The following is a 24,177-nucleotide window of genomic DNA, read 5'->3' as shown; positions in this document are numbered from 1 at the left end:
AAGTGCCCGTGGACAAGCCTGCTGTCGCCTTGCTGGCGCCGAATCCCCTGGAAGACATGGACGAAGTCCGCCAGATCTTCCAGGAGTACGCCGCAAGCCTGGATGTCGATCTGCAATTTCAAGATTTCGAGGCCGAGATCGCCGATCTGCCTGGCGACTACGCATCGCCGCGCGGCCACATCCTGCTGGCCAAGGTCGATGGCGCCGTGGCCGGCTGCTGCGCCTTGCGCCCGTTGGACAACTGCGATTACGCCAACGCCGCCGAGATGAAGCGCCTGTTCGTGCGCAAGGCCTTTCGCGGTTTCGGCCTGGGCCGCCAGCTCGCCGAGGCCATGCTCGATGTGGCGCGCCAGGCCGGCTATGACCATGTGCTGCTGGACACGCTGGACGACATGGAGTCGGCACGCGCCCTCTACACGGACCTGGGCTTCCAGGAAATCCCGCCCTACTATCACAACCCCATCGCAGGGGCGCATTACCTCAAGGCCGATATCTTCTAGGGCCGGCTGAGGCAGCCCCCTGAAATACAAAAAGGCATTGCACCTGGGTGCAATGCCTTTTTTCGCAAAAGCGCGGTGCCCAGGCCCGGCAGGCCTGCAGCACGATCAGGATCAGGCCTTGGCCTGGCCCAGCAGGGTGGCAGCGTCGCTGACTTCGAACTTGCCGGGGCCTTCCACGTTCAGCGTGGCGACCTTGCCGTCCTTGACCAGCATGGAGTAGCGGTTGCTGCGCAGGCCCAGGCCCTTGCCGTTCAGGTCCAGCGTCAGGCCGGTGGCCTTGGCGAAGGCGGCATCGCCGTCGGCCAGCATGCGCACCTTGCCGTCGGTCTTCTGGTCACGGGCCCACGCGCCCATCACGAAGGCGTCGTTGACCGACAGGCACCAGATCTCGTCCACGCCGGCAGCCTTGAAGGCTTCGGCCTGCTCCACGAAGCCGGGCACATGCTTGGCCGAGCAGGTGGGAGTGAATGCGCCGGGCACGGCGAAGACCGCGATGGTCTTGCCGGCAGCGGCTTCGGGCAGCTTCACGGGGTTGGGGCCGATGCTGCAGCCATTGCCTTCGACTTCCACGTATTCCATCAGGGTGGCAGCGGGCAGGGCATCTCCGACTTTGATCATCTCTATCTCCTTTGTGGTGCAAAACCGGGGGCCGCCGAAATGGTGGTCCCCAAACGAAAAAACGACCCACATTGTGGGTCGTTTCCTGTGGCCTTGCAGCCGGTGGGCCTGTGTAGGCTTACACCAGAGCAGCCTTTTGCACCAAGCGGGTAGCAACCCAGTTCTTGGTCTTGGACAGCGGGCGGCTTTCCGTGATTTCAACCACGTCGCCCAGCTTGTATTCACCTTGCTCGTCGTGAGCGTGGTACTTGCTGGACTTGATCATGATCTTGTCATAGATCGGGTGCTTGACGCGGCGTTCAACCATGACCGTCACGGTCTTGGCACGCTTGTCGCTGACCACCTTGCCAATCAAGGTGCGCTTGAGGGATTTTTTAGCTTCCGTCATGTCGGCTTCCTGATTACTTGGCAGCTTGCTTTTCAGCAAGGATGGTCTTGGCGCGGGCGATGTCACGGCGCGTGGTACGCAGCGTGTTCGTGTTACCCAGCTGTTGCGTAGCCTTTTGCATACGCAGGCCAAAGTGAGCCTTTTGCAGGGACTTCACTTCGGCTTCCAGGCCGGCAACGTCTTTTTGGCGGAGTTCAGCAGCTTTCGTCATGTTGTTCTCCTTAGGCACCAATTTGACGGGACACGAAGGTCGTACGCAGCGGCAGCTTTGCAGCGGCCAGGCGGAACGCTTCACGAGCCAGCTCTTCAGGGACGCCCACGATTTCGTAGAGCACCTTGCCGGGCTGGATTTCGGCCACGTAGTACTCGGGGTTGCCCTTACCGTTACCCATACGCACTTCTGCGGGCTTGGTAGAGATTGGCTTGTCCGGGAACACGCGGATCCAGATACGACCGCCACGCTTGACGTGACGCGAGATCGCGCGGCGAGCCGCTTCGATCTGACGCGCCGTCAGGCGACCACGGTCAGTGGACTTCAGGCCGAAGTCACCGAAAGCAACGGAGTTACCACGCGTTGCGATACCGGTGTTGCGACCCTTTTGCTCCTTGCGGTATTTGCGGCGAGCAGGTTGCAGCATCTTTATTCTCCTTTACCGTCCGCTGCTGTAGCGGGCGCGTCAGTCTTGCGAACGCGCTTAACGGAATCAGCGCCAGCGCCGGCGGGCTTATCGCTGCCGTCAGCAGGTGCTGCGTTAGCGCCTGCGGGGCGGCGGGCACCACGGCCAGCACCGTCACGACGACCATCGCCGCGACCATCACGGCGGGGGCCGCGAGGACGACGTTCTTCTTCGGGGCGGGGGGTCTCGGCTGCCGGCAGGTCGTTACGACCCAGCGTGTCACCCTTGTAGACCCAGACCTTCACACCGATCACGCCGTAGGTCGTCTTGGCTTCGGAGAAGCCATAGTCGATGTCGGCGCGCAGTGTGTGAAGTGGCACACGGCCTTCGCGATACCACTCGCAACGTGCAATTTCGATACCGTTCAGACGGCCCGAAGACATGATCTTGATGCCTTGGGCACCCAGACGCATGGCGTTTTGCATTGCACGCTTCATGGCGCGGCGGAACATGATGCGCTTTTCGAGCTGCTGGCAGATCGAATCGGCGATCAGCTTGGCATCGATTTCAGGCTTGCGCACTTCTTCGATGTTCACAGCCACGGGCACGCCCAGACGGGTTGCGAGTTCCTTCTTCAGGTTCTCGATGTCCTCGCCCTTCTTGCCGATCACGACACCAGGACGTGCCGAGAAGATCGTGATGCGGGCGTTCTTTGCAGGACGCTCGATCAGGATGCGCGACACGGCGGCATTCTTCAGCTTGGCCTTCAGGAACTCGCGCACCTTGATGTCTTCGGCCAGCATGCCGGCGAAGTCACGGTTGCTTGCGTACCAACGGCTGGCCCAGTTGCGGCTAACAGCCAGGCGGAAGCCGGTAGGATGGATTTTCTGTCCCATATTCTTCCCAGGCCTTTCAGTTGCCAACCGTCACGTACACGTGGCACGTGGGCTTGCTGATGCGATTGCCGCGGCCCTTTGCACGCGCGGTGAAGCGCTTGAGCGTGGTGCCTTGTTCGACGAAGATGGTCTTGACCTTCAGTTCGTCGATGTCGGCGCCGTCGTTGTGCTCGGCGTTGGCGATGGCGGACTCGAGCACCTTCTTGATGATCACGGCAGCTTTTTTCTGCGTGAACGTCAGGATGTTCAGGGCTTGGTCCACTTTCTTGCCGCGGATCAGGTCCGCGACCAGGCGACCCTTGTCCACAGACAGGCGGACGCCACGGAGAACAGCACGTGTTTCAGACATGTTCTATTCCTTACTTCTTGGCTTTTTTGTCCGCCGGGTGACCCTTGAAGGTACGGGTCAGCGCGAATTCGCCGAGCTTGTGGCCGACCATCTGGTCAGTCACATACACGGGCACGTGCTGCTTGCCGTTGTGCACGGCGATGGTCAGACCGATGAACTCGGGCAGAACCATGGAGCGACGCGACCAGGTCTTGACGGGCTTCTTGTCCTTGGTGGCGACGGCCTTTTCGGCCTTTGCCAGCAAGTGATGGTCAACAAACGGACCCTTTTTAAGAGAACGAGTCATTTGCTACCCTTTACTTCTTGCGACGCGACACAATCATCGACTGCGTGCGCTTGTTGTTACGGGTACGGTAGCCCTTCGTCAGGTTGCCCCATGGGTCAACAGCGTGACGACCTTCACCGGTCTTGCCTTCACCACCACCGTGCGGGTGATCGACAGGGTTCATCACCACGCCGCGAACGGTCGGGCGAATACCCATCCAACGCTTCACACCAGCCTTGCCCAGACGGCGCAGGCTGTGTTCTTCGTTGGCGACTTCACCGATGGTCGCGCGGCATTCGATGTGCACCTTGCGCACTTCGCCGGAACGCATACGCACTTGGGCGTAGATGCCTTCACGGGCCAGCAGCGTAGCCGACGTACCTGCCGAACGGGCGATCTGCGCGCCAGCGCCGATCTTCAGCTCGATGCAGTGGATGGTCGAACCCACGGGGATGTTGCGGATCGGCAGGGTGTTGCCCACGCGGATCGGGGCTTCCGAACCGCTGACGATCGTTGCGCCGACTTCCAGGTTGCGCGGAGCAATGATGTAGCGACGCTCGCCGTCGGCATAGCACACCAGAGCGATGTGGGCCGTACGGTTGGGGTCGTACTCAATGCGCTCGACCTTGGCGGGGATGCCGTCCTTGGTGCGCTTGAAGTCCACCACGCGATAGTGGTGCTTGTGGCCACCGCCCTTGTGACGGGTGGTGATGTGACCGTTGTTGTTACGGCCCGACTTCTGGTGCTGAGGCTCCAGCAGGGGGGCGAAACCTGCACCCTTGTGCAGATGGTCACGCGTGACCTTGACCGTGCCGCGTTGGCCGGGGGTCGTCGGTTTGAGCTTGATAACAGCCATGATTACGCAGCCTCCCCGGACAGGTTCAGCTCTTGACCGGGCTTGAGCATCACGTAGGCCTTGCGAACGTGGTCGCGGCGGCCAGTGGTCTTGCCAAAGCGCTTGGTCTTGCCCTTGATGTTCACCACGGAGACACCAGCAACTTCCACCTTGAACATCAGTTCCACGGCGGCCTTGATTTCATGCTTGGTGGCGCTCTGCAGCACCTTGAACGTCACGGCGTTGGACTTCTCGGCAACCATGGTGGCCTTTTCGGACACGATGGGAGCAACCAACACCTGCATCAGACGACCTTCGTCAAACTTGAGCGTGCTCATTCGAACATCTCCTTGAGTTTGTCGATCGCACCCTTGGTGACGAGCACTTTCTTGTAGTGCACCAGCGACACGGGGTCGGCGTAGCGCGGCTCGACCACGAACACGTTCTTCAGATTGCGGGAAGCCAGGTACAGGTTCTCGTCGACTTCTTCAGCGATCACCATGACCGATTCCAGGTTCATGGCCTTGAACTTGTCGGCCAGCACCTTGGTCTTGGGGCTTTCGAGCTTCAGCGAGTCCACCACGGCCAGACGGCCTTCGCGGGCCAGCTGCGACAGGATGGCAACCATACCGGCGCGGTACATCTTCTTGTTGATCTTCTGCGTGAAGTTTTCTTCAGGCAGATTCGGGAAGATGCGGCCGCCGCCACGCCACAGAGGCGAGGAAGACATACCGGCACGAGCACGGCCGGTGCCCTTTTGCTTGAACGGCTTGGCAGTCGTGTGACGAACCTGCTCGCGGTCCTTCTGAGCGCGAGTGCCCTGACGTGCGTTGGCACGGTAGGCGATCACGATCTGGTGGACGAGGTCTTCGTTGAATTCACGACCGAAAACAGTCTCGGGCGCATCGAACTTGGATGCGGCCTGGCCTTGTTCATTCAGGAGTTCGAGCTGCATTAGTTCGCTCCCTTGGAAGCTTTGGCCTTGATGGCGGGGCGCACCGTCACGAAGCCACCCTTGGAGCCCGGAACAGCGCCCTTGATCAAGAGCAGTTGGCGTGCTTCGTCAATGCGAACCACGTCGAGATTTTGGGTGGTGATGGTTTCATCGCCCATGTGACCGGTCATCTTCTTGCCCGGGAACACGCGACCTGGATCCTGGGCCATCGAGATGGAGCCGGGAACATTGTGCGAACGGCTGTTGCCGTGCGAGGCGCGCTGCGAGCGGAAGTTGTGACGCTTGATGGTGCCGGCGAAGCCCTTACCGATGGAAGTGCCTTGCACGTCCACCTTCTGGCCCACCGAGAACAGCTCGGCGACGGGCAGGACGGAGCCTGCGGCGTACTTGCCAGCGGTTTCTTCGGTCACGCGGAATTCACCCATCACTTCACCGGCTTCGACACCTGCCTTGGCAAGGTGGCCGGCTTCTGGCTTGGTCACGCGAGATGCCTTGCGCGAACCGAAAGTGACCTGCAGGGCCACGTAGCCATCGTTCTCTTGGGTTTTGACCTGAGTCACACGGTTGTTGGACACATCCACCACCGTGACGGGCACTGCGTCCCCGTCATCGGTGAACAGACGCATCATGCCCACCTTGCGACCCAGCAACCCGAGGGAGTTGCTCAGACTCATTTGTTTGCTCCAAAACTTTCGCCGCTGAAACTGCAATTGGCCCAGCGTTGCGCTCCCGCCCCAGATGTCCAAGGCCTTGCGCACGAAAGAAGGTTGATAAAACTTCGCTCAAGAAAGGCGAAGCCCCAAATTTTAACGCGAACTGCCTTTTCAAGCAAGTTCGCGTTAAATCAAAGCCCTTCAACGGCCCCGCAAGGGGCCGTGAAGTTCTTATTGCAGCTTGATCTCGACGTCCACGCCTGCGGGCAGGTCCAGCTTCATCAGAGCGTCAACCGTCTTGTCAGTCGGGTCAACGATGTCCATCAGGCGCTGGTGCGTGCGGATTTCGAACTGGTCGCGGCTGGTCTTGTTGACGTGCGGCGAGCGCAGGATGTCGAAACGCTTCATGCGTGTCGGCAGGGGCACGGGACCCTTGACGATCGCGCCGGTGCGCTTGGCAGTGTCAACGATTTCAGCAGCCGACTGGTCGATCAGCTTGTAGTCAAACGCCTTCAGGCGGATGCGGATTTTTTGCTTGGACATTGTGTATTCCTAGTTTTCCAAGAATTACGCAATGATCTTTGCAACCACGCCAGCGCCCACGGTACGGCCACCTTCGCGGATGGCGAAGCGCAGACCTTCTTCCATGGCGATGGGGGCGATCAGCTTGACGGTGATCGACACGTTGTCGCCAGGCATCACCATTTCCTTGTCGGCGGGCAGCTCGATGGAGCCGGTCACGTCGGTCGTGCGGAAATAGAACTGGGGACGGTAGTTGTTGAAGAACGGAGTGTGGCGACCACCTTCGTCCTTGGACAGCACGTACACCTCAGCCGTGAAGTGGGTGTGGGGCTTGATGGAGCCGGGCTTGCACAGCACTTGGCCGCGTTCCACGTCTTCACGCTTGGTGCCGCGCAGCAGCAGACCCACGTTGTCGCCAGCCTGGCCTTGGTCCAGCAGCTTGCGGAACATTTCCACGCCGGTGACGATGGTCTTCTGGGTGTCGCGGATACCGACGATTTCGATTTCTTCGCCGACCTTGATGATGCCGCGCTCGATACGGCCAGTCACCACGGTGCCACGGCCAGAGATCGAGAACACGTCTTCCACGGGCATGGCGAAGGCACCGTCCACAGCGCGCTCGGGCGTGGGGATGTAGGAGTCCAGTGCTTCAGCCAGGCGCAGGATGGCAGCTTCGCCCTTGTCGGACTGGTCGCCTTCCAGGGCCAGCTTGGCCGAGCCGCGGATGATGGGGGTGTCGTCGCCGGGGAAGTCGTACTTGGCAAGCAGCTCGCGCACTTCCATTTCGACCAGTTCCAGCAGCTCTTCGTCGTCCACCATGTCGCACTTGTTCAGGAACACGATGATGTAGGGCACGCCCACCTGACGGGCCAGCAGGATGTGCTCGCGGGTCTGGGGCATGGGGCCGTCAGCGGCCGAGCACACCAGGATGGCGCCGTCCATTTGAGCAGCGCCGGTGATCATGTTCTTGACGTAGTCGGCGTGGCCGGGGCAGTCAACGTGAGCGTAGTGGCGACCGGCCGTTTCGTACTCGACGTGGGCGGTGTTGATCGTGATGCCGCGAGCCTTTTCTTCAGGTGCTGCGTCGATCTGGTCGTAAGCCTTGGCTTCGCCGCCGAACTTCTTGGACAGAACGGTAGCGATAGCAGCCGTCAGGGTCGTCTTGCCGTGGTCCACGTGACCGATGGTGCCAACGTTGACGTGCGGCTTGTTCCGCTGGAATTTTTCTTTTGCCATGATTTCTCCGAAAGAGCAAAACCTGTGTGATGTTTAAGGTCTGCACCCCATTGCTTGGTCGCCCCGCACAGGTGACAGGGCGGCATGGGATCGCAGACCGGCAAAAATCGCAGCATCCCGGAGCCAAAGGCGCCGGGATGCTGCGATTCAAAAGCCTTCAATTATACAAAAAAGCTTACTTCGCGCGAGCAGCAACGATGGCTTCAGCCACGTTGCGGGGAGCTTCGGCGTAGTGCTTGAACTCCATCGTGTACGTAGCGCGGCCTTGCGTCTGCGAACGCAGCGACGTGGCGTAGCCGAACATTTCCGACAGAGGCACTTCGGCCTTGATGGACTTGCCGCCGCCGGCCATGTCGTCCATGCCCTGCACCATGCCGCGACGCGAGGACAGATCGCCCATCACGGTACCGGCGTAGTCTTCAGGCGTCTCGACTTCCACGGCCATCATGGGTTCCAGGATGACGGGACTGGCCTTGCGGGCACCTTCCTTGAAGCCGAAGATGGCAGCCATCTTGAAGGCCATTTCGTTCGAGTCCACATCGTGGTACGAGCCGAAGGTCAGGCGCACCTTGACGTCCACCACGGGGTAGCCAGCCAGCACGCCGGAAGTCAGCGCTTCGATCACGCCCTTCTCGACTGCGGGGATGTATTCGCGAGGAACCACACCACCCTTGATTTCGTCGACGAACTCGAAGCCCTTGCCTGCTTCCTGGGGTTCCAGGGTCAGCACGACGTGGCCGTACTGGCCCTTACCACCGGACTGGCGAACGAACTTGCCGTCCACATCGGTGACCTTCTGGCGAATGGTTTCGCGGTAGGCAACCTGGGGCTTGCCCACGTTGGCTTCCACGTTGAATTCGCGCTTCATGCGGTCAACGATGATTTCCAGGTGCAGCTCGCCCATGCCGGCGATGATGGTCTGGCCCGATTCTTCGTCGGTGCGCACGCGGAACGACGGATCTTCAGCAGCCAGGCGCGACAGGGCGATGCCCATCTTTTCCTGGTCGGCCTTGGACTTGGGCTCCACGGCCTGTGCAATCACGGGCTCGGGGAAGACCATGCGTTCCAGCACGATGGGAGCTTCAACAGCGCACAGCGTTTCGCCGGTCGTCACGTCCTTCAGACCCACGCAGGCAGCGATATCGCCGGCGCGGATTTCTTCGACTTCCACGCGCTCGTTGGCCATCATCTGCACGATACGGCCGATACGCTCCTTCTTGCCCTTGACCGAGTTGAACACGGTGTCGCCCTTGGTCAGGACGCCCGAGTACACGCGCACGAATGTCAGCTGACCGACGAACGGGTCGGTCATCAGCTTGAAGGCCAGGGCCGAGAACTTTTCGCCGTCGTCGGCCTTGCGGCTGAGCTTGGTTTCTTCGTTTTCGGGATCGGTGCCGGTGACGTCAGGGATGTCCACGGGCGCGGGCAGGTAGTCGATCACGGCGTCCAGCATGCGCTGCACGCCCTTGTTCTTGAAGGCAGTGCCGCACAGCATGGGCTGGATTTCGGTAGCCAGCGTACGAGCGCGCAGGCCAGCCTTCACTTCCTCTTCGGACAGAGTACCTTCTTCCAGGTACTTGTTCATCAGCTCTTCGCTGGCTTCAGCGGCGGCTTCCACGAGGTTCTCGCGCCACTTGTTGGCGGTCTCCACCAGCTCGGCGGGGATCTCGTGGTATTCGAACTTCATGCCTTGCGAGGCTTCGTCCCAGATGATGGCCTTCATCTTGACGAGGTCGACCACGCCCTTGAAGTTTTCTTCGGCGCCGATCGGGATCACGACGGGCACGGGGTTGGCCTTCAGGCGCAGCTTCATCTGGTCCACGACCTTGAAGAAGTTGGCACCGGTACGGTCCATCTTGTTGACGAAGGCCAGACGGGGCACCTTGTACTTGTTGGCCTGGCGCCAGACGGTTTCCGACTGGGGCTGCACGCCGCCGACGGCGCAGTAGACCATGCAGGCGCCATCCAGCACGCGCATGGAACGCTCCACCTCAATGGTGAAGTCCACGTGGCCGGGGGTGTCGATGATGTTGAAGCGGTGCTCGGGGTAGGACAGGTCCATGCCCTTCCAGAAGCAGGTCACTGCAGCGGAAGTGATGGTGATGCCGCGCTCTTGCTCTTGCTCCATCCAGTCGGTCGTAGCAGCGCCGTCGTGCACTTCGCCCAGCTTGTGGGTCACACCGGTATAGAACAGGATACGTTCCGTGGTGGTGGTTTTGCCTGCGTCGATGTGGGCGGAGATACCGATGTTGCGGTAGCGCTCGATGGGGGTCTTGCGAGCCATGATGGATCCTTGATCGTATGGAGGGAGTCTCTGCCCGTTCCAGCCTCATGGTGCAGACGGACAGCAGTCTTATCTGGGGATGCTCCTAATCGAGACAAGGCCGCAGGCAAAAATGCATGCGGCCTGTCTGATCGGGAGCGAAGTGCTCTTAGAAGCGGAAGTGGCTGAATGCCTTGTTGGCTTCGGCCATGCGGTGAACTTCGTCACGGCGCTTCATGGCGCCGCCACGGCCTTCGGTGGCCTCGAGCAGTTCGTTGGCCAGGCGCTGGGCCATGGACTTCTCGCCGCGCTTGCGGGCGGCTTCCTTCAGCCAACGCATGGACAGGGCCAGGCGACGCACGGGGCGCACTTCGACGGGCACTTGGTAGTTGGCACCGCCAACACGGCGGGACTTCACTTCGACCATGGGCTTGACGTTGTTGATGGCAACAACGAAGGCTTCCAGCGGGTCTTTGTCAGGGTGCTTCTTTTGAATCAGGTCCAGGGCACCGTAGATGATGCGTTCTGCGACCGCCTTCTTGCCGCCTTCCATGATCACGTTCATGAACTTGGACAGCTCGACATTGCCGAACTTGGGATCCGGCAGGATTTCACGTTTGGGGACTTCGCGACGACGTGGCATTTTTTACCTCTATCTTGCTTCAGTTGGCATCTTTTCAGACACCGCGAGAGTCAACAGGACTCCCACTTACTCGACCCGCGCAAAACACTTGCGTTTGGGGTCACTACGCTGAATCTCGCGCCACGCGGGATACAGCACCTTCCTCGAAAAAACGCAGGGCTTACTTGGCCTTGGGCTTCTTCGCGCCGTACTTGGAACGGGATTGCTTGCGGTCCTTGACGCCTTGCAGGTCAAGGGAGCCACGCACGATGTGGTAACGCACACCGGGCAAGTCCTTCACACGGCCGCCGCGCACCAGAACAACGCTGTGCTCTTGCAGGTTGTGGCCTTCACCACCGATGTAGGAGATGACCTCGAAGCCGTTGGTCAGGCGCACCTTGGCAACCTTACGCAGAGCGGAGTTAGGCTTCTTAGGCGTCGTGGTGTACACACGGGTGCACACGCCGCGGCGCTGAGGGCAGTTTTCCATAGCAGGGCTCTTGGATTTGACAACTTCGACCGTGCGGCCCTGACGCACGAGTTGGTTAATGGTTGGCATTAATAAACGTCCCTAAACGTGAATTGCTTGCGAAAAGCGAAAACGTGAATCCCTTCGGAAATTCCGAAAAGCCCTCGACTGTACCAGCTTGCGGGAGATCGCACAACTGCACCCTCTCCAAGCCAGTACGCGAGGGCCTGCGCGACAGGCGCGGGGCTTACTTGATCCAGAGGCGGATCGCATCCCAGGCACGGCCGAAGAAGCCAGCCTGCTCCACGCCTTCCAGCGCCACCAGCGGCACTTCGGCCACGGTGTCGGCACCCATCTTGACCTTGAGCGTGCCCATGGCCTGGCCCTTGGTGAACGGGGCGATCAGCGGGTCCTGGCGCACGACTTCGGTGCTCAGCTTGCCGCCGCTGCCGGCCGGCACGGTGACCACGATGGGCGTGGTGCGGCCGATCTTGACGGTGTTCGCCTTGCCCTTCCAGACTTCGGGCGTGGCCACGGCCTGCTCGGCATCGAACAGCTTGACCGAATCGAAGGCCGCATAGCCCCAGTTCAGCAGCTTCTGGCTTTCATTGGCACGCGCGTTCTCGCTGGCCGCGCCCAGCACGATGGAGATCAGGCGGCGGCTGCCCACGTTGGGCAGGTCGCGCTTGGCGGTGGCCACCAGGCAGTAGCCGGCGGCGGCCGTGTGACCGGTCTTGAGGCCATCGACGGTCGGGTCGCGGAACAGCAGCGAATTGCGGTTGGTGCCGTTGGAGGCCGGCGTGCCCGGATAGAAGTACTTCTTGGTCGAGTAGTAGTGCATGTACTCGGGGAAGTCCTGCATCAGGCGCTGGGCAAGGATGGACAGGTCGCGCGCCGTGGTCAGGTGGCCGGGCTCGGTCAGGCCTTCGGGGTTCTTGTAGCTGGTGTTCTTCATGCCCAGCGCCTTGGCCTGCTCGTTCATGAGCCGCACGAAGTTCTCGGCCGAGCCGCCCACGCCTTCGGCCAGGGCCATGGTGGCGTCGTTGCCGGACTGCACGATCATGCCCTTGATCAGGTCATCGACCGGCACCTGCATCTTGGGGTCGATGAACATGCGCGAGCCGGGCATCTTCCAGGCGCGCTCGCTCACGGGCAGGCGCTGCTCCAGCGTGATCTTCTTGGCGCGCAGCGCGTCGAAGACCAGGTAGCCGGTCATCAGCTTGGTCAGCGAGGCCTGCTCGATGGGCGCATCGATGTCCTTGGCGCCCAGCACCTGGTTGGCGGTGACATCGACCAGCAGATAGTTGCGCGCCGCGATTTCGGGCGGCTGGGGCGGGGTGATCTGCGCCAGCGCCAGGGCCGGCGCCATGGCGGCCGCCAGTGCCAGGACTCGCAGCGTGGAGGAAAGTGGCTTCATGAGGAAAACTCTCGCTAAAGGGCAGGGAATGCAGGAAAGGCGAAAACATGCCCGCCCGATGGGGCAGGCCTGTTGAGCAGCGGCGCGTGCCGCTAGGGGAGTGAGCGCAAATGGCGGACCACGAGGCTTTTGAGCAGCGGCAATTGTCCGTGAAAGAAATGACCGCCCCCGGGCACGACGGTAACAGGCAGTATCTGCGGGCGCGCCCAGTCCATGACGGCAGACAGCGGCACCGTGTCATCGGCTTCGCCGTGCACCACCAGGGTCCGGTCATGGGCCTCAGGCGGGACAGGCGCCACGGTGAAACGGCTGGCCGCCGTTCCCACCAGCACCGCCTTTTCCACCCGGCCCTCGTTCCAGAGCCCCGCCAGCACATGGCTGGTGACGAAGGCTCCGAAGGAGAAGCCGGCCAGCGCAATCGGTCCTTCGGGGGCGACCTGGCGGACCACGGACAGCATGTCCTGGGCCTCGCCGACGCCTGCGTCGTGCTCGCCGGCACTGGCGCCCACGCCGCGGAAGTTGAATCGCACGGCCGTGTAGCCGCACTGCACGAAGGCACGCGCCAGGGTCTGCACCACCTTGTTGTCCATGGTGCCGCCGAACAGCGGATGGGGGTGGGCGATGATGGCCACGCCGCGCGGCGGTGCATCGGCGGCCGGCGCATCGCGCAGGGCCTCCACGGCCCCGGCAAGGCCGGTCAAGGTCAAACGTTCGGTCTGCGCATTCACAATCGCTATCCTAGTAGTAGCAGCCAATCCAAGCTGACAAAGCACTGATGCCCGGAAAGGCCCAAAGTTCCAGCCGGTGCTCAGCGCCCCACGTCGGGCGGCAGCAGCAGGCGCTCCACGGGCTGGCCGTTCTTGAGGTGGGACTCGACGATCTCGTCGATGTCGGATTCGTCCACGAAGGTGTACCAGGTGCCTTCGGGGTAGACCACGGCCACGGGACCGCCCGCGCAGCGGTCCAGGCAGCCGGCCTTGTTCACGCGCACCTGCCCCTTGCCGGCCAGGCCCAGCTGCTTGACCTGCTTCTTGCAGTGGTCAAAGCCCGCCTTGGCGCCGTGCAGCGCACAGCAGTCCTCGCCGTTGGGCCTCTCGTTGAGGCAAAAGAAGATGTGGCGCGCATAGTAGTTGCCTGCGCCTTGCTGGCCGCTGTCGGCCCCGGGACGTGGGTGTTCGCTCATGGAGCGGATTCTAGGCCTGCGGCACTGCCGGCGCCGGGGGCGGCGGCGGTGCCGCATCGCGGCGCGCCAGCCTGAGCAGCACATAGACCAGGGTCGCATAGGGCCACAGCCAGCCCAGCCACTGGCCCAGCCCGTAGAAGCGGATGAAGCGGCCCTGCTCCCAGGCCTGCAGCGTTTCCGAGAAATAGGCGCTGGTGGGCGCCTGGTTCAGGATGCTCAATTGCAGCACCAGCACCAGCAGCAAGAGGGCCGCACAGGCCCGGCGCGGCAGCGGCATGGCCACCATGGCCAGGCCCAGGCCACCCCACACGCCCATGCGCACCGGCAGGTCCACCCACTCCCAGGCATGGGCCGGCCCCCAGCTCAGCGCGGCCGACAGTGCCGAGACACCGATGCCGATCACCACCGCAGAGCCCGCCAGTATGGCGCGCCGGCCCATGTGGCGCATCACGCAGTAGGCCAGCAGACAGGGCACCCACAGGCCCAGCATCACGCACAGCATCTCGGTCACGGGCGACAGCGGCGTCAGCGCGGACTCGCGCAGCGGCAGCCACATGAGGAAGGGCGTGCCTTCGAGCAGATCCAGCAGCCCCTGCTCCAGCCGCTCCAGCACCTGGCCCAGGCCAAAGGGCACGGCGGCGGGAAAGAGCAGCGCCCAGGGCCACAGCGCCAGCAGAACCATGGCGCCGCCGCCGTCCTCGCCCAGCCAGTGGGTGCGAAAGGCGCTCCAGCGCGCCAGCGCGCCCAGCCGCTCCAGCAGCAGCGCCACCAGCGCCCCCAGCAGGGTGCCGCCCGCATTGAGCACCAGGTCCAGGTTGGAGGGAACGCGCCGCGGCAGGTAGATCTGCAGGAACTCCATGGACAGCGACAGCAGCGTGCCGGCCAGCGCCGCCAGCGGCACGGCCGCGCGCTGGCTGCCGCTGCGCACCAGGGCCAGCGCCAGGAAAAAGCCCAGCGGCGCGTAGCCGACGATATTGATGTTGACGTCGAACCAGGTCCAGTACGGCGGCGGGATCTTTGCCGTCAGGAAGACCAGCGGATCAATACCCTGGGCACGCCAGCCATCGAAAGGAAACAGGCTGGCGAAAACGATGAGCACCGCATAGACCAGTGCCAGCGGCCAGGCCGAAGTCTTTTGCACCACGCCCTGCCTCCCTCTTCGTTGGATCGGTTTCTCAGAAAGGTTTGACGACCACCAGGATGACGATGGCCATCAGCAGCAGCACCGGCACCTCGTTGAAGAAGCGGAACCAGCGGTGGCTGTGCTGGTCCCGGTTGTCGATCAGCTTGCGCAGCAGGCGCGCGCAGGCGTGGTGGTAGCCGATGACCAGCAGCACGCCGGCCAGCTTGGCATGCATCCAGCCGTTGCCCGGCCCCTTGCCGATGCCGTAGCCCAGGTACAGCCACAGGCCCAGGCCCAGTGCGGGCACGGCCAGCAGCGTGGTGAAGCGCAGCAGCTTGCGTGCCATCAGCAGCAGGCGCTCGCGCTCGGCCACCGAGCCGGGCGTGACCATGGCCACGTTGACGAAGATGCGAGGCAGATAGAACAGGCCCGCAAACCAGCTTGCCACGAAAACGATATGAAAGGCTTTGACCCACAGCATGCGGGCAGTGTACGTGCGTACAGGGGTGCGCCAGGCTGCGCAGGCGCAAAAGCCGAGTCCCGCGTGCCGGCGTCGTCGCCAGGTTTGCGGGGCCTGCGGCGGGAATGGGGCACAATTTTCGGCATGCATCTGTCCAGCCCCACCCCCTTCCCGCACAACCGCCCTCGCCGCCTGCGCCGCGACGCCTTCACGCGCAATCTGGTGCGCGAGAACGTGCTCACGGCCCATGACTTCATCTACCCCGTGTTCGTGCACGAAGGCACGAACCAGCGCGAGGCCGTGCCCTCCATGCCCGGCGTGGACCGCCTGAGCCTGGACCTGCTGCTGCCCGTGGCCGAGCAGTGCGTGCAGCTGGAGATCCCGTTCCTGGCGCTGTTCCCCGCCATCGAGACCTCGCTGAAGACGCCCGACGGCAAGGAGGCGCTCAACCCCGACGGCCTGATCCCGCGCGTGGTGCGTGCGCTCAAGAAGGAATTCCCGCAACTGGGCGTGATGACCGACGTGGCCCTGGACCCCTACACCAGCCACGGCCAGGACGGCATCCTGGATGAGTCCGGCTACATCATCAACGACGAGACCGTGCAGGTACTGGTGGGCCAGGCCCTGAACCATGCCGAGGCCGGCGTGGACATGGTGGCGCCCAGCGACATGATGGACGGCCGCATCGGCGCCATCCGCGAGGCACTGGAGGCCCACGGCCACATCCACACCCGCATCATGGCCTACAGCGCCAAGTACGCCAGCGCCTTCTACGGCCCGTTCCGCGACGCCGTGGGCACGCGCGGCGCGCTGGGCAAGGCCGACAAGAACGTCTACCAGATGGACCCCGCCAACACCGACGAAGCCCTGCGCGAAGTCGCCCAGGACCTGGCCGAAGGCGCCGACATGGTCATGGTCAAGCCCGGCATGCCGTACCTGGACGTGGTGCGCCGCGTCAAGGACGAGTTCGGCGTGCCCACCTTTGCCTACCAGGTCAGCGGCGAGTACGCCATGCTCAAGGCCGCCGCCGCCAACGGCTGGCTGGACCATGACCAGGTGATGATGGAATCGCTGCTGGCCTTCAAGCGCGCGGGTGCCGACGGCATCCTGACCTACTTCGCCATCGACGCCGCGCGCAAGCTGCGCGGCTGAGCGCATGCAGCCGGTGACGCCGCCCGCGGGAGCCGCTCCCGCCGCCAGGAACATGCGCATCTTCCACCTGCAGCCGGGCGGCGCCACCGAGCTGGCCGCCCTGCCCGACCAGGCGCCCGCGCAGGGATTCGTCTGGATCTCCTGCACCCGCGCCACCTTGCAGGAGCGGCTGACCGAGGTGCAGCGCACGCTGCAGCTGCTGTCGGGCCAGCAGCTGGTGGACCTGCATGTCTCGGACCTGCTCAACGCCCAGTTGCCCTCGCGCTACGACTACACCTCGCAGTACGACCTGCTGGTGTTTCGCCGCCTGGCCAGCGGGCAGGCGCGTGCTGCCGCTTCCACCGGCGTGCCGGCGGCCCCCACCGCAGCGCCTGCAGCACCCGTGAAGCGCACAGGCCCGCCCGTGCTGCGCAACATCGACACCAGCCCCGTGGGCTTTGCCATGTTCGATCAGGTGCTGCTGTCCGTGCACCCCGACGACTGCACCGTGCGCGACGCCTATGCTGCGCGGCTGCTGGCCGCCGTGCCCAATGACCCCCGCGAGGGACGGCTGAACCCCACCTCCGGCACGCGGCTGCCTGCCAGCCCGCCCGACCTCATGCTGCGCGTGGTCAACCTCATCGTGGACGGCTTCCTGGACCTGCGCCGCGAACTGTCGCGCCAGCTGGACCACTGGCAGACCGAGCTGCTGCGCCCGCGCACGCGCTTTGCCAACTGGAGCGCGCTATTGGACGCTCGGCTGGCCCTGCACGAGCTGGACGAGGTCTGCGAAGACCAGCGCGCCGCCGTTCAGGACTGGACGGACGCGCTGGAGACCTGGGCGCCGCCTGAAGATGCGGCGTCGCTGCGCGAGCTGGACCTGCTCAAGGTGCGCAGCCGCGACGTGCTGGAACACATAGAGCGCGTGGTCCACCACGTGCGGCGGCTGGAGCAGAGCACCGAGACCGTGGTGCAGATGCATTTTTCGGTGCAGAGCAACCGCACCAACGACATCATGCGCACGCTCACCGCGCTGACGGCCGTCTTCCTGCCGCTGAACCTGATTGCCGGCATCTTCGGCATGAATTTCGAATTCATCCCCCTGGTGCACAAGCAGGACGGCTTCTGGTGGGCCATGGGCTCGATGACGACGATTGCCGTGGGCCTGACCGTGTTCTTCTGGCGCAAGCGCTACATGGCGCGCACGGCGCAGGACTAGGGCCCCGCCCGCTCCAGCGGCATCCACAGCGTGAAGCGATTGCCGCCGGCCAGCGGCGCCCAGTCCAGCCGGGCCTGCAGCGCCAGCGCGCGCGTGCGCATGTTCGCCAGTCCCTTGCGGCCCTCGGTGGGTGCCTGGGCGCGGTCGAAGGGGTGGCCGTCATCCTCCACCAGCACCTGCACGCCGGCCCGGCCTTGCAGCGGGGCCTGGGCCGTGCGCACCGTGATCTCGCGCGCGCCGCTGTGCTTGATGATGTTGGTCAGCACCTCCTGCAGGATGCGCAGCACATGCAGGGCGGCCTGCGCGTCCAGCCAAGGCAGCGCGGGCAGGTCGCTCACCTCCCAGTGCAGCCGCAGCCCCGCCCCCTCCAGGCGCGGCCCCAGCCGATAGCGCAGCCCGGCCAGCAGCGCCAGCAGGTCGCAGTCCAGCGGCTCCAGCGAATCGATGGACAGCTTCAGGTCATCGATGCACTCCTGCAGCAGCTGCACCAGGTTCACCGTGCCGGCCTGGTTGAACTCCACCACGCGCAGCGCGCTCATCAGCGAGGAGCCCACACCGTCGTGCATCTCGCGCATCAGGCGCTGGCGCTCGTGCATCAGCGTCTGCTCGCGCTCCCCGGCCAGCAGGCGCTCATGGGCCTGGGCCAGCTCGGCTTCCTGGGCCTTGAGCCGTTCCGCCAAATGCAGGTTGGCGTTCTCGGCCACGGCCAGCGCGCCGTTGTAGCGCCGGTAGGCCACCAGCAGGAACAGCGTGAACAGCCCCAGGTACACATAGGGCGTCAGGTAGATGCTCTCTATGCTGATCAGGTAGCTCTGCAGCGCCAGGTCATGGAAGCCGATGGGAAACGACAGCAGCATCCACACCGCCAGCATGGTGCTGCCGCCATCGCGCATGCGCCAGGCGCCCGCCACGGCCATGCACAGCACCAGGATCTCCGGCGGCACCATCAGCAGCCGCAGCAGCGGCAGGATGGTCTCGTGCACCGGCCCCCACAGCGGCACCGCCACCAGCAGCACCGTGCCCACATAGCCCTGCAGCACCCGGGCCAGCCAGGGCCGGCGCCTGCGCTGCATCAGGCACAGGAAATGGAAGGCCGCCACCGTGGCGCCCATGAGGCCGGCCAGGGTCAGCCAGGAGAACCAGCCGTCCGACAGGGCCAGCCCCTCGCCGTCCACCATGAACTGCAGCGAGCCCAGCAACTGGCACAGCGACATCAGGAAGAACAGCAGGAACACCACATCCCCGCGCCGCCGCTGCAGCGTCCACAGCGCCAGTGCGAACAGGCCCAGCACCAGGTAGGAGCCCGCCGTGTAGACCACCAGATCGGCCTGGAGCAGGCTGCGCAGCCGCCAGGACAGGCGCAGCGACTCGGCCGGCCCCGCCCACAGACTGGACAGCGCCCCGCCCACGCCCTGCTGGCTGGCCATGCGCACATGCACCTGCAGCGGCCTGCCCGGCTGCGCCAGCCCGCCCAGGTCCAGCCACACCGGCCGGTTGAAACTGTTCCACACCCGGCTGCCGCGCGTCTGCCAGGCCAGCGCCCCGTCCACATACACCGCCACCGTGCCCACCGTCTGCCAGCGCGGGATATACAGGCGCGCGCCCTGGGGCGTGGGCGCCAGCGCCTCCGGCGGCACCACGGCGCGGAACCAGCGCACCTCGGGCGGCGCCGCGGCCAGGTCGCCGCTGCCCGACACGGCCCTGTCGCCCCCATAGGGCAGGTCCACATCGCTCCACGGCGTCGATGCATCCAGCACCGCGTCGTCGGCCGACGCAAGCGCCGCAGGCGGCGCCCAGTGCGGGCTGTCCGACCGCCACAGCTGCGCCTGGCGCAGTTGCACCGCTTCGCCTGCGGCGGGGCCACGCAGCCCGAACGCCCCCGCCAGCAGCATCGCCAGCGCCACCAGCCCCGCCGAAACCAGCAAGACCCTCCCCTGCAGCAGCGGCTGCGTCATCTGCTCACCCTGGCGGCGCTCATTGCCGCCCCTCGGCCAGCCAGCCGCGCTGCAACGCCACATGCATCATCTGCGTGCGGCTGGACACCTGCAGCTTGCCGTAGATGCGCCGCACGAAGGTGCGCACCGTATGGCGCGACACGCCCAGCTGGCGCGCCACCTCGTCCAGCGTGTGGCCGCGCGCCACCAGGCGCAGCACCTCCAGCTCGCGCGCAGAAAGCGCCTGCGCGGCGGCCTGCGGCTCGGCAGGCGGCTGCAACCCGGCCACCGCCCCGGCCCGCTGCTGGCGCAGCAGCAGCTTGCGCGCCACCATGGGATTGATGGGGCTGCCGCCCGCGTGCAGGCTGCGCACTTCCTCCAGCACCGCGTCGGCGGCCAGGTCCTTGAGCAGATAGCCCATGGCGCCGGCCTCGATGGCGGCCAGCACATGCTGCTCGTCGCCAAAGATGGTGCTGACCATCACCGCCGCCCCGGGGTGGCGGGTGCGCACGGCAGCAATCACCTCCAGGCCACTGCCGTCGGGCAGGCCCAGGTCCACCAGCATCACGTCCATGGCACCGGCCCCATCGGCCCGGCCGAGCTGGTGCAGGGCCTCCGCGCGGCTGGCTGCCGCCCAGCACAGGACCATGTCCTTCGCGGCATTGATCACGCCCACCAGGGCGTGGCGGCAGGCGGCGTCGTCCTCCACCACGGCCACGCGGATGGGTGTGGCGCCACCCGTCGCGGCGGCAGAGTAAGGGTCTGTGTGCGTGTCCATGGAGGTGGAGTGCGTGGCGAGGGCCGCATGTTCACATGGAACAAGACCGCTGTCATGTCGCCCGGATAGGCGATATGGGCGACATGGGCGGCATGGCGACCCCGCCCCCTCTCATCGGCCATGTAGCCCGAACGGGGGACATACAGAAAGCCGGACACCCCATAGATTTGCCCTCTTCAGCACATCACCGAGATGCTGTGCCTACCGAGGGGGTCCGCCATGTCCATCATCCACCCGTCTGCTGCAGCCGACGTACCACCCATGCCCACGCCGAGACCCTGGGGCCGGACATCCCTGGGCCTGACGGTCGGGTTGGCACTGGCCCTTGCCGGCGCCGCGGCCCGGGCAGCCACACTCACCGTCACCACCGCCGGCGAGATTGCAGACACCGAGCCGCTGTCTCGTGCGCAATGCTCGCCTGCCGCAGGCGACCGCAACTGCGACACCCTGCGCGATGCCATCAACCATGCCGCCGATGGCGACATCATCGTCTTCGGCGCGGCCCTGGATGGGCAGACCATCTCGCTGACCCGCTTTACCAACTGCCTGGACACCGGGCAGGCCGCCGGCGCCACCTGCCTGCCGCTGGCCAGCTGGCCCGGCTACGTCTCGCAGTTCGGCCCCAGCGCCTTCTTCATCAGCGGCAAGCGCATCACCATCGATGCCACCGCCAATGGCCTGACGCCCCAGGGCGTGAGCGTGCAGCGCCTCGGTACCGCACCTGGTTTCCGGCTGTTCGACATTGATGCGCAGGGTGGCCTGGTCCTGCGCGGCCTGACCCTGGCCGGGGGGCAGGCCACAGGCGGCTCCAGCCGCTTTGGCGGCGGCGCGCTGGGTGCGGGCGGTGCCATCTTCAATCGGGGCCAGCTCACCATCGAACGCAGCACGCTCACGCGCAATCACGCACAAGGGGGGCAAGGAGGCAGGCTTTCCTTGAACTCCTTTGCAGGTGCCGGCGTGGGCGAGGATGGGACTTTGTCCCCGGGGGGAGGGCCGAACGCTGGCGGCCCGAACGATGGCGGCCTGGGCGGTGGCAGTGGCAGCGCCAGCGGCAAGAACGGCGGCTTCGGTGGTGGCGGCGGCGGCTCCGGCGGTGGCGGATTTGGCGGTGGTGGTGGCCGTCGTGGCAGCGGTGGCGGCTTCGGCGCTGGCAACGGTGGGGGCGGCCCCTTCGACGCTGGCGGTGGCGCAGGCGGCATGGGAGGGGCCATTTTCAACAACGCAGGCACCTTGACGCTGAACCAGGTCACCCTGGCTGGCAACGGTGCACACGGCGGGCTGGGCAACAGCAGCGGCGGCGGCGCCGGCCTGGGTGGCGCCGTTTTCAACTACAACGGCGTGCTCACCATCCGTTTCTCCACCCTGGCCGGCAATACCGTGCAGGCCAATGGCGACGACAACCCGGCCGCGCAAGGCGGCGCCATCTACAGCCTGGGCGATTCCCAGGCGGCCTGCAGTGCGGGTGGCAACATCAGCTGCACCCGCAGCGGCGCCTCGCTGGAAATGCAGGCCAGCATTGCCCAGGACAGCGTGTTCGAGCCGGCCACCAAACAGCCCGCTGGCAGGGACGTGGTGCTGGACCTGCGCAATGGCGGCACCAGCGATGCCAGCGGCAGCAACAATCTGCTGGGCCTGGCGCAGGCCCTGAACAATGCCGACATCAGCGCCCTGGCCTTCACCACGGGCAACCCGCAGCTCGGCCCCCTGGCCAGCCACGGCGGCCCCACCCAGACCATGTTGAACAGCACCGGCAGCCCGGCACTGGACGGGGTGGCCTGCACGGCCGCACCTGGCACGGACCAGCGCGGTGTGGTCAGGCCCCAGGGTGCACGGTGCGACATCGGCGCCGTGGAGGCGAACGTCTTCCAGGCGGCATTGACCGTGCTGGCCAGCGGCGCGGGCGGCGTATCGGCGCAGGCCTCCCCGCCTGCGGCCACGGGTGCCGTACAGGACTGCGGCCGCCCAGGCGGCCTGTGCCAGGCCGGCTATGGCTACTTCGAAGGCGCGCCCACCCTGGTGACCCTGGCCGCCACGCCCGACGCTGGCCATGCCTTTGCCGCCTGGAGCGGCGCCTGCAGTGGAAGCACGCCCACCTGCAGCGTCACCATCGATGCAGCCAGGAGCGTGCAGGCCAGCTTCACGGCCTTCAGCGTCACGGCAAGCCTGCCCTCCGGCACCTACGGCACGGCCTACAGCCAGCCGCTGGCGCCCGTGCCCAGCGGCGGCGTGGGACCGTTCAGCTACAGCGTGAGCGGTTTGCCCGCAGCCTTCAGCCAGGCCGCCGGCACCCTCTCGGCTCCAGCCACGCAGGCGGCAGGCAGCTACAGCTTCACGCTGACCGCCACCGATGCCAACGGCGCCACCACCGAACCCGCAGCCGTGACCGTGGTGATCGGCCCGGCGGCCACCAGCGCCCACCTGTCGGCCTCCCCCGCTGCGCCAGGCCCTGGCCAGAGCGTGACTTTCAGCGCCCAGGTCACGCTGCCTGCCGGCGCCAGCGGCACGGTGGATTTCTTGAACGGAACGCAGGTGCTGTGCGCCAGCGTTGCGGTGACTGGCGGGCAGGCCAGCTGCAGCGTGCCCCGGCTGCCACCGGGCACGGCCACGGTGCAGGCGCGCTATGTGCCCGGTGATGGCAATACCTCCGGCTCGGACAGCAACACCGTGACCGTCACGACAGCCGCTGCGGCGCCCATTCCAGCGCTGGGCGCCGGGGGGCTTGCGCTGCTGGGCCTGCTGACCGCAGCGGGCGCGGCGGTGTCGCGCAGGATGGGCACTTCACGGAAAATCGGCGCTGGCACATCGCCACGCACCCCCAGGAGTTCCCCATGACCGCATCCGCAAGCCGGAGCCCGCTTTCACGCCGCAGCCTGCTGGCCGCCAGCGCAGCCACCGGCCTGGCCCTGTGCGAAAGCGCCCTGGCCGCCCCCGCCGCCCCCGGGAAAAGCACCGAAGCCGCCGTGCTCACCATCAGCGGCCCCGGCGTGCGCGGCAACCGGGGGCCGCTGGACCCGGTGGCCGACCTGCTGCTGAAAAACCATGGCCTGGCCTTCGACTCGGCCTGGACCACAGGGGCTGGTGCGCTGGAGCGCCTGCCCACGGTGGAGATCACGCCCCATATCGAATACGACGGCCAGCCCCACCGGCTGCGCGGCCCGCTGCTGGCCACCGTGCTGCAGGCGGCCGGAGTGGACAGCGCCGCCGCAGCGGCCAGGGGCCAGTGGATCACCCTGCAGGCCATCGACGGCTACCGCGCCCAGCTGCCGCTGGCGCAGGCCCTGCAATGGCGCATGCTGCTGGCCACGCACATGGACGGCCGGCGCCTGGGCCTGGGCGGCCTGGGCCCGCAATGGGCCATGTACGACGCCGACCGCATTGCCGATCTGGCAGGCAAGCCCCTGAAGGAACGCTTTGCGCAGGCGCCCTGGGGGCTGTACCACATGGGGCTGCACGCGCAGCAGCCCCAGGGCTGACCTCAAGACTGCGCATGGTTCCGTTTCGGCGGGGCTGTGCAGGACCTCCGCAAGGGGGTGCCGGCTCCTTTGCCCGGCCCGCCAACCTGCACAGCCCTGCCACCCGTTGGCGGCGGCAAGCTCAGCATAGCGTTGACCACATTGCAACCCGGCCTGCGGCGCGCATTTGGAGTACCATTTCGCGGTCCCCTCGGGGGATACGGGCTTGGCGGCCCGGAACAACGTAGGCGCAGCAGCCGCACGCCTTTTGATGAGGCAGCGGCTTTTCATC

General features: G+C 65.3%; 28 protein-coding genes. 5 read left to right on the top strand and 23 right to left on the bottom strand.

The annotated features are described in order from the left end of the window. The first annotated feature begins 8 nt into the window (after positions 1-8). A complete protein-coding gene (locus DACI_RS02010; RefSeq protein WP_043780357.1) occupies positions 9-500 on the top strand; it encodes a GNAT family N-acetyltransferase in 492 nt (163 codons plus the stop codon). 111 nt (positions 501-611) lie between these two features. On the opposite strand, the gene DACI_RS02005 is transcribed toward DACI_RS02010, so the two are convergent. The 21 genes from DACI_RS02005 to DACI_RS01905 all read right to left on the bottom strand — a co-directional run bounded on the left by DACI_RS02005 (position 612) and on the right by DACI_RS01905 (position 15,392). Next, entirely contained in the window at positions 612-1,118 is a 507-nt protein-coding gene (locus tag DACI_RS02005) for a peroxiredoxin (RefSeq protein ID WP_013800250.1), read from the bottom strand. A 118-nt stretch (positions 1,119-1,236) separates the two neighbouring features. Further along, complete coding sequence (rpsQ, locus tag DACI_RS02000) at positions 1,237-1,506, bottom strand: 30S ribosomal protein S17 (protein WP_012202338.1); 270 nt, start codon at positions 1,504-1,506, stop codon at positions 1,237-1,239. 13 nt (positions 1,507-1,519) lie between these two features. After that, positions 1,520-1,717 carry a 50S ribosomal protein L29 gene (gene rpmC, locus DACI_RS01995; RefSeq protein ID WP_012202337.1) on the bottom strand — a complete coding sequence of 66 codons (198 nt, stop codon included), beginning with the start codon at positions 1,715-1,717 and terminating at the stop codon, positions 1,520-1,522. 10 nt (positions 1,718-1,727) lie between these two features. Then, positions 1,728-2,144: a 50S ribosomal protein L16 gene (gene rplP / locus DACI_RS01990; RefSeq protein ID WP_012202336.1), complete on the bottom strand. Its 417-nt coding sequence runs from the start codon at positions 2,142-2,144 to the stop codon at positions 1,728-1,730. Positions 2,145-2,146: 2 nt separating this feature from the next. Further along, complete coding sequence (rpsC, locus tag DACI_RS01985) at positions 2,147-3,019, bottom strand: 30S ribosomal protein S3 (protein WP_012202335.1); 873 nt, start codon at positions 3,017-3,019, stop codon at positions 2,147-2,149. Between the two features lie 16 nt (positions 3,020-3,035). Further along, a complete protein-coding gene (gene rplV, locus DACI_RS01980) occupies positions 3,036-3,368 on the bottom strand; it encodes a 50S ribosomal protein L22 (protein ID WP_012202334.1) in 333 nt (110 codons plus the stop codon). Positions 3,369-3,378: 10 nt separating this feature from the next. Continuing rightward, positions 3,379-3,654 (bottom strand): 30S ribosomal protein S19, encoded by a 276-nt coding sequence (gene rpsS / locus DACI_RS01975; RefSeq protein ID WP_012202333.1) that lies wholly within the window; start codon positions 3,652-3,654, stop codon positions 3,379-3,381. A gap of 10 nt (positions 3,655-3,664) precedes the next feature. Further along, positions 3,665-4,489, bottom strand: coding sequence for a 50S ribosomal protein L2 (gene rplB / locus DACI_RS01970; RefSeq protein WP_012202332.1), 825 nt, complete (start codon positions 4,487-4,489; stop codon positions 3,665-3,667). Between the two features lie 2 nt (positions 4,490-4,491). Beyond that, the gene (gene rplW, locus DACI_RS01965) at positions 4,492-4,806 is read right to left on the bottom strand and encodes a 50S ribosomal protein L23 (protein WP_012202331.1); all 315 of its coding nucleotides are present in this window, start codon (positions 4,804-4,806) and stop codon (positions 4,492-4,494) included. Continuing rightward, a complete protein-coding gene (gene rplD / locus DACI_RS01960; RefSeq protein WP_012202330.1) occupies positions 4,803-5,423 on the bottom strand; it encodes a 50S ribosomal protein L4 in 621 nt (206 codons plus the stop codon). The genes rplW and rplD overlap by 4 nt, the downstream gene beginning before the upstream one ends. Next, positions 5,423-6,097, bottom strand: coding sequence for a 50S ribosomal protein L3 (rplC, locus tag DACI_RS01955; RefSeq protein WP_012202329.1), 675 nt, complete (start codon positions 6,095-6,097; stop codon positions 5,423-5,425). Before rplC ends, rplD begins: the two co-directional genes overlap by 1 nt. 210 nt (positions 6,098-6,307) lie before the next feature. Next, positions 6,308-6,619, bottom strand: a complete 312-nt coding sequence (gene rpsJ / locus DACI_RS01950; RefSeq protein WP_003059431.1) for a 30S ribosomal protein S10 — start codon at positions 6,617-6,619, stop codon at positions 6,308-6,310. 24 nt (positions 6,620-6,643) lie between these two features. Next, positions 6,644-7,834: an elongation factor Tu gene (tuf, locus tag DACI_RS01945; protein WP_012202328.1), complete on the bottom strand. Its 1,191-nt coding sequence runs from the start codon at positions 7,832-7,834 to the stop codon at positions 6,644-6,646. A 175-nt stretch (positions 7,835-8,009) separates the two neighbouring features. Beyond that, positions 8,010-10,118, bottom strand: coding sequence for an elongation factor G (fusA, locus tag DACI_RS01940; RefSeq protein WP_012202327.1), 2,109 nt, complete (start codon positions 10,116-10,118; stop codon positions 8,010-8,012). A 148-nt stretch (positions 10,119-10,266) separates the two neighbouring features. After that, on the bottom strand, positions 10,267-10,740 hold the full coding sequence (rpsG, locus tag DACI_RS01935) for a 30S ribosomal protein S7 (protein WP_012202326.1): 474 nt from the start codon (positions 10,738-10,740) through the stop codon (positions 10,267-10,269). A gap of 160 nt (positions 10,741-10,900) precedes the next feature. Then, positions 10,901-11,278 (bottom strand): 30S ribosomal protein S12, encoded by a 378-nt coding sequence (gene rpsL / locus DACI_RS01930; RefSeq protein ID WP_012202325.1) that lies wholly within the window; start codon positions 11,276-11,278, stop codon positions 10,901-10,903. 157 nt (positions 11,279-11,435) lie between these two features. Further along, a complete protein-coding gene (locus tag DACI_RS01925; RefSeq protein WP_012202324.1) occupies positions 11,436-12,605 on the bottom strand; it encodes a D-alanyl-D-alanine carboxypeptidase family protein in 1,170 nt (389 codons plus the stop codon). 92 nt (positions 12,606-12,697) lie between these two features. Further along, the gene (locus DACI_RS01920; RefSeq protein ID WP_012202323.1) at positions 12,698-13,333 is read right to left on the bottom strand and encodes an alpha/beta hydrolase; all 636 of its coding nucleotides are present in this window, start codon (positions 13,331-13,333) and stop codon (positions 12,698-12,700) included. Between the two features lie 80 nt (positions 13,334-13,413). After that, positions 13,414-13,788, bottom strand: coding sequence for a (2Fe-2S) ferredoxin domain-containing protein (locus tag DACI_RS01915; RefSeq protein ID WP_012202322.1), 375 nt, complete (start codon positions 13,786-13,788; stop codon positions 13,414-13,416). 10 nt (positions 13,789-13,798) lie between these two features. Next, the gene (locus tag DACI_RS01910) at positions 13,799-14,932 is read right to left on the bottom strand and encodes a VanZ family protein (RefSeq protein WP_012202321.1); all 1,134 of its coding nucleotides are present in this window, start codon (positions 14,930-14,932) and stop codon (positions 13,799-13,801) included. Between the two features lie 31 nt (positions 14,933-14,963). Continuing rightward, complete coding sequence (locus DACI_RS01905) at positions 14,964-15,392, bottom strand: CopD family protein (protein WP_012202320.1); 429 nt, start codon at positions 15,390-15,392, stop codon at positions 14,964-14,966. Positions 15,393-15,515: 123 nt separating this feature from the next. Here DACI_RS01905 and hemB point away from each other — a divergent pair, with 123 nt between their 5' ends. Next, positions 15,516-16,523, top strand: coding sequence for a porphobilinogen synthase (gene hemB / locus DACI_RS01900; RefSeq protein WP_013800242.1), 1,008 nt, complete (start codon positions 15,516-15,518; stop codon positions 16,521-16,523). A gap of 4 nt (positions 16,524-16,527) precedes the next feature. Then, positions 16,528-17,721 (top strand): magnesium transporter CorA family protein, encoded by a 1,194-nt coding sequence (locus tag DACI_RS01895; protein WP_012202318.1) that lies wholly within the window; start codon positions 16,528-16,530, stop codon positions 17,719-17,721. Here the strand turns inward: DACI_RS01895 and DACI_RS01890 are convergent. Both DACI_RS01890 and DACI_RS01885 read right to left on the bottom strand, forming a co-directional pair. Beyond that, positions 17,718-19,676, bottom strand: coding sequence for a sensor histidine kinase (locus DACI_RS01890; RefSeq protein WP_012202317.1), 1,959 nt, complete (start codon positions 19,674-19,676; stop codon positions 17,718-17,720). The two genes, DACI_RS01895 and DACI_RS01890, sit on opposite strands and share 4 nt — an antisense overlap. Positions 19,677-19,695: 19 nt before the next feature. Further along, complete coding sequence (locus tag DACI_RS01885; RefSeq protein WP_012202316.1) at positions 19,696-20,433, bottom strand: response regulator transcription factor; 738 nt, start codon at positions 20,431-20,433, stop codon at positions 19,696-19,698. Positions 20,434-20,652: 219 nt separating this feature from the next. On the opposite strand from DACI_RS01885, the gene DACI_RS32680 reads away from it, so the two are divergent. Both DACI_RS32680 and DACI_RS01875 read left to right on the top strand, forming a co-directional pair. Next, positions 20,653-23,265, top strand: coding sequence for a choice-of-anchor Q domain-containing protein (locus DACI_RS32680; RefSeq protein ID WP_012202315.1), 2,613 nt, complete (start codon positions 20,653-20,655; stop codon positions 23,263-23,265). Further along, positions 23,262-23,906, top strand: a complete 645-nt coding sequence (locus DACI_RS01875; protein WP_012202314.1) for a molybdopterin-dependent oxidoreductase — start codon at positions 23,262-23,264, stop codon at positions 23,904-23,906. The genes DACI_RS32680 and DACI_RS01875 overlap by 4 nt, the downstream gene beginning before the upstream one ends. The last annotated feature ends 271 nt before the right edge of the window (positions 23,907-24,177 follow it).

It is taken from the genome of Delftia acidovorans SPH-1, assembly GCF_000018665.1.
GTDB lineage: Bacteria > Pseudomonadota > Gammaproteobacteria > Burkholderiales > Burkholderiaceae_C > Comamonas > Comamonas acidovorans.
This window is presented reverse-complemented; position numbering and strand designations above follow the sequence as displayed.

What these genes read in the sequence shown, in the direction of transcription:
- DACI_RS01895 (WP_012202318.1), top strand. Translation starts at nt 16,528, where the DNA reads ATGCAGCCGGTGACGCCGCCCGCGGGAGCCGCTCCCGCCGCCAGGAAC.
- rplC (WP_012202329.1), bottom strand. Translation starts at nt 6,097, where the DNA reads ATGAGTCTGAGCAACTCCCTCGGGTTGCTGGGTCGCAAGGTGGGCATG.
- rpsG (WP_012202326.1), bottom strand. Translation starts at nt 10,740, where the DNA reads ATGCCACGTCGTCGCGAAGTCCCCAAACGTGAAATCCTGCCGGATCCC.
- DACI_RS01890 (WP_012202317.1), bottom strand. Translation starts at nt 19,676, where the DNA reads ATGACGCAGCCGCTGCTGCAGGGGAGGGTCTTGCTGGTTTCGGCGGGG.
- rpsJ (WP_003059431.1), bottom strand. Translation starts at nt 6,619, where the DNA reads ATGTCCAAGCAAAAAATCCGCATCCGCCTGAAGGCGTTTGACTACAAG.
- DACI_RS02005 (WP_013800250.1), bottom strand. Translation starts at nt 1,118, where the DNA reads ATGATCAAAGTCGGAGATGCCCTGCCCGCTGCCACCCTGATGGAATAC.
- DACI_RS01925 (WP_012202324.1), bottom strand. Translation starts at nt 12,605, where the DNA reads ATGAAGCCACTTTCCTCCACGCTGCGAGTCCTGGCACTGGCGGCCGCC.
- rplP (WP_012202336.1), bottom strand. Translation starts at nt 2,144, where the DNA reads ATGCTGCAACCTGCTCGCCGCAAATACCGCAAGGAGCAAAAGGGTCGC.
- rpsS (WP_012202333.1), bottom strand. Translation starts at nt 3,654, where the DNA reads ATGACTCGTTCTCTTAAAAAGGGTCCGTTTGTTGACCATCACTTGCTG.
- rplV (WP_012202334.1), bottom strand. Translation starts at nt 3,368, where the DNA reads ATGTCTGAAACACGTGCTGTTCTCCGTGGCGTCCGCCTGTCTGTGGAC.
- rpsQ (WP_012202338.1), bottom strand. Translation starts at nt 1,506, where the DNA reads ATGACGGAAGCTAAAAAATCCCTCAAGCGCACCTTGATTGGCAAGGTG.
- rpsC (WP_012202335.1), bottom strand. Translation starts at nt 3,019, where the DNA reads ATGGGACAGAAAATCCATCCTACCGGCTTCCGCCTGGCTGTTAGCCGC.
- rplB (WP_012202332.1), bottom strand. Translation starts at nt 4,489, where the DNA reads ATGGCTGTTATCAAGCTCAAACCGACGACCCCCGGCCAACGCGGCACG.
- hemB (WP_013800242.1), top strand. Translation starts at nt 15,516, where the DNA reads ATGCATCTGTCCAGCCCCACCCCCTTCCCGCACAACCGCCCTCGCCGC.
- DACI_RS01885 (WP_012202316.1), bottom strand. Translation starts at nt 20,433, where the DNA reads ATGGACACGCACACAGACCCTTACTCTGCCGCCGCGACGGGTGGCGCC.
- tuf (WP_012202328.1), bottom strand. Translation starts at nt 7,834, where the DNA reads ATGGCAAAAGAAAAATTCCAGCGGAACAAGCCGCACGTCAACGTTGGC.
- DACI_RS01905 (WP_012202320.1), bottom strand. Translation starts at nt 15,392, where the DNA reads ATGCTGTGGGTCAAAGCCTTTCATATCGTTTTCGTGGCAAGCTGGTTT.
- DACI_RS01915 (WP_012202322.1), bottom strand. Translation starts at nt 13,788, where the DNA reads ATGAGCGAACACCCACGTCCCGGGGCCGACAGCGGCCAGCAAGGCGCA.
- DACI_RS01875 (WP_012202314.1), top strand. Translation starts at nt 23,262, where the DNA reads ATGACCGCATCCGCAAGCCGGAGCCCGCTTTCACGCCGCAGCCTGCTG.
- rplW (WP_012202331.1), bottom strand. Translation starts at nt 4,806, where the DNA reads ATGAGCACGCTCAAGTTTGACGAAGGTCGTCTGATGCAGGTGTTGGTT.
- DACI_RS32680 (WP_012202315.1), top strand. Translation starts at nt 20,653, where the DNA reads ATGTCCATCATCCACCCGTCTGCTGCAGCCGACGTACCACCCATGCCC.
- rplD (WP_012202330.1), bottom strand. Translation starts at nt 5,423, where the DNA reads ATGCAGCTCGAACTCCTGAATGAACAAGGCCAGGCCGCATCCAAGTTC.
- rpmC (WP_012202337.1), bottom strand. Translation starts at nt 1,717, where the DNA reads ATGACGAAAGCTGCTGAACTCCGCCAAAAAGACGTTGCCGGCCTGGAA.
- rpsL (WP_012202325.1), bottom strand. Translation starts at nt 11,278, where the DNA reads ATGCCAACCATTAACCAACTCGTGCGTCAGGGCCGCACGGTCGAAGTT.
- fusA (WP_012202327.1), bottom strand. Translation starts at nt 10,118, where the DNA reads ATGGCTCGCAAGACCCCCATCGAGCGCTACCGCAACATCGGTATCTCC.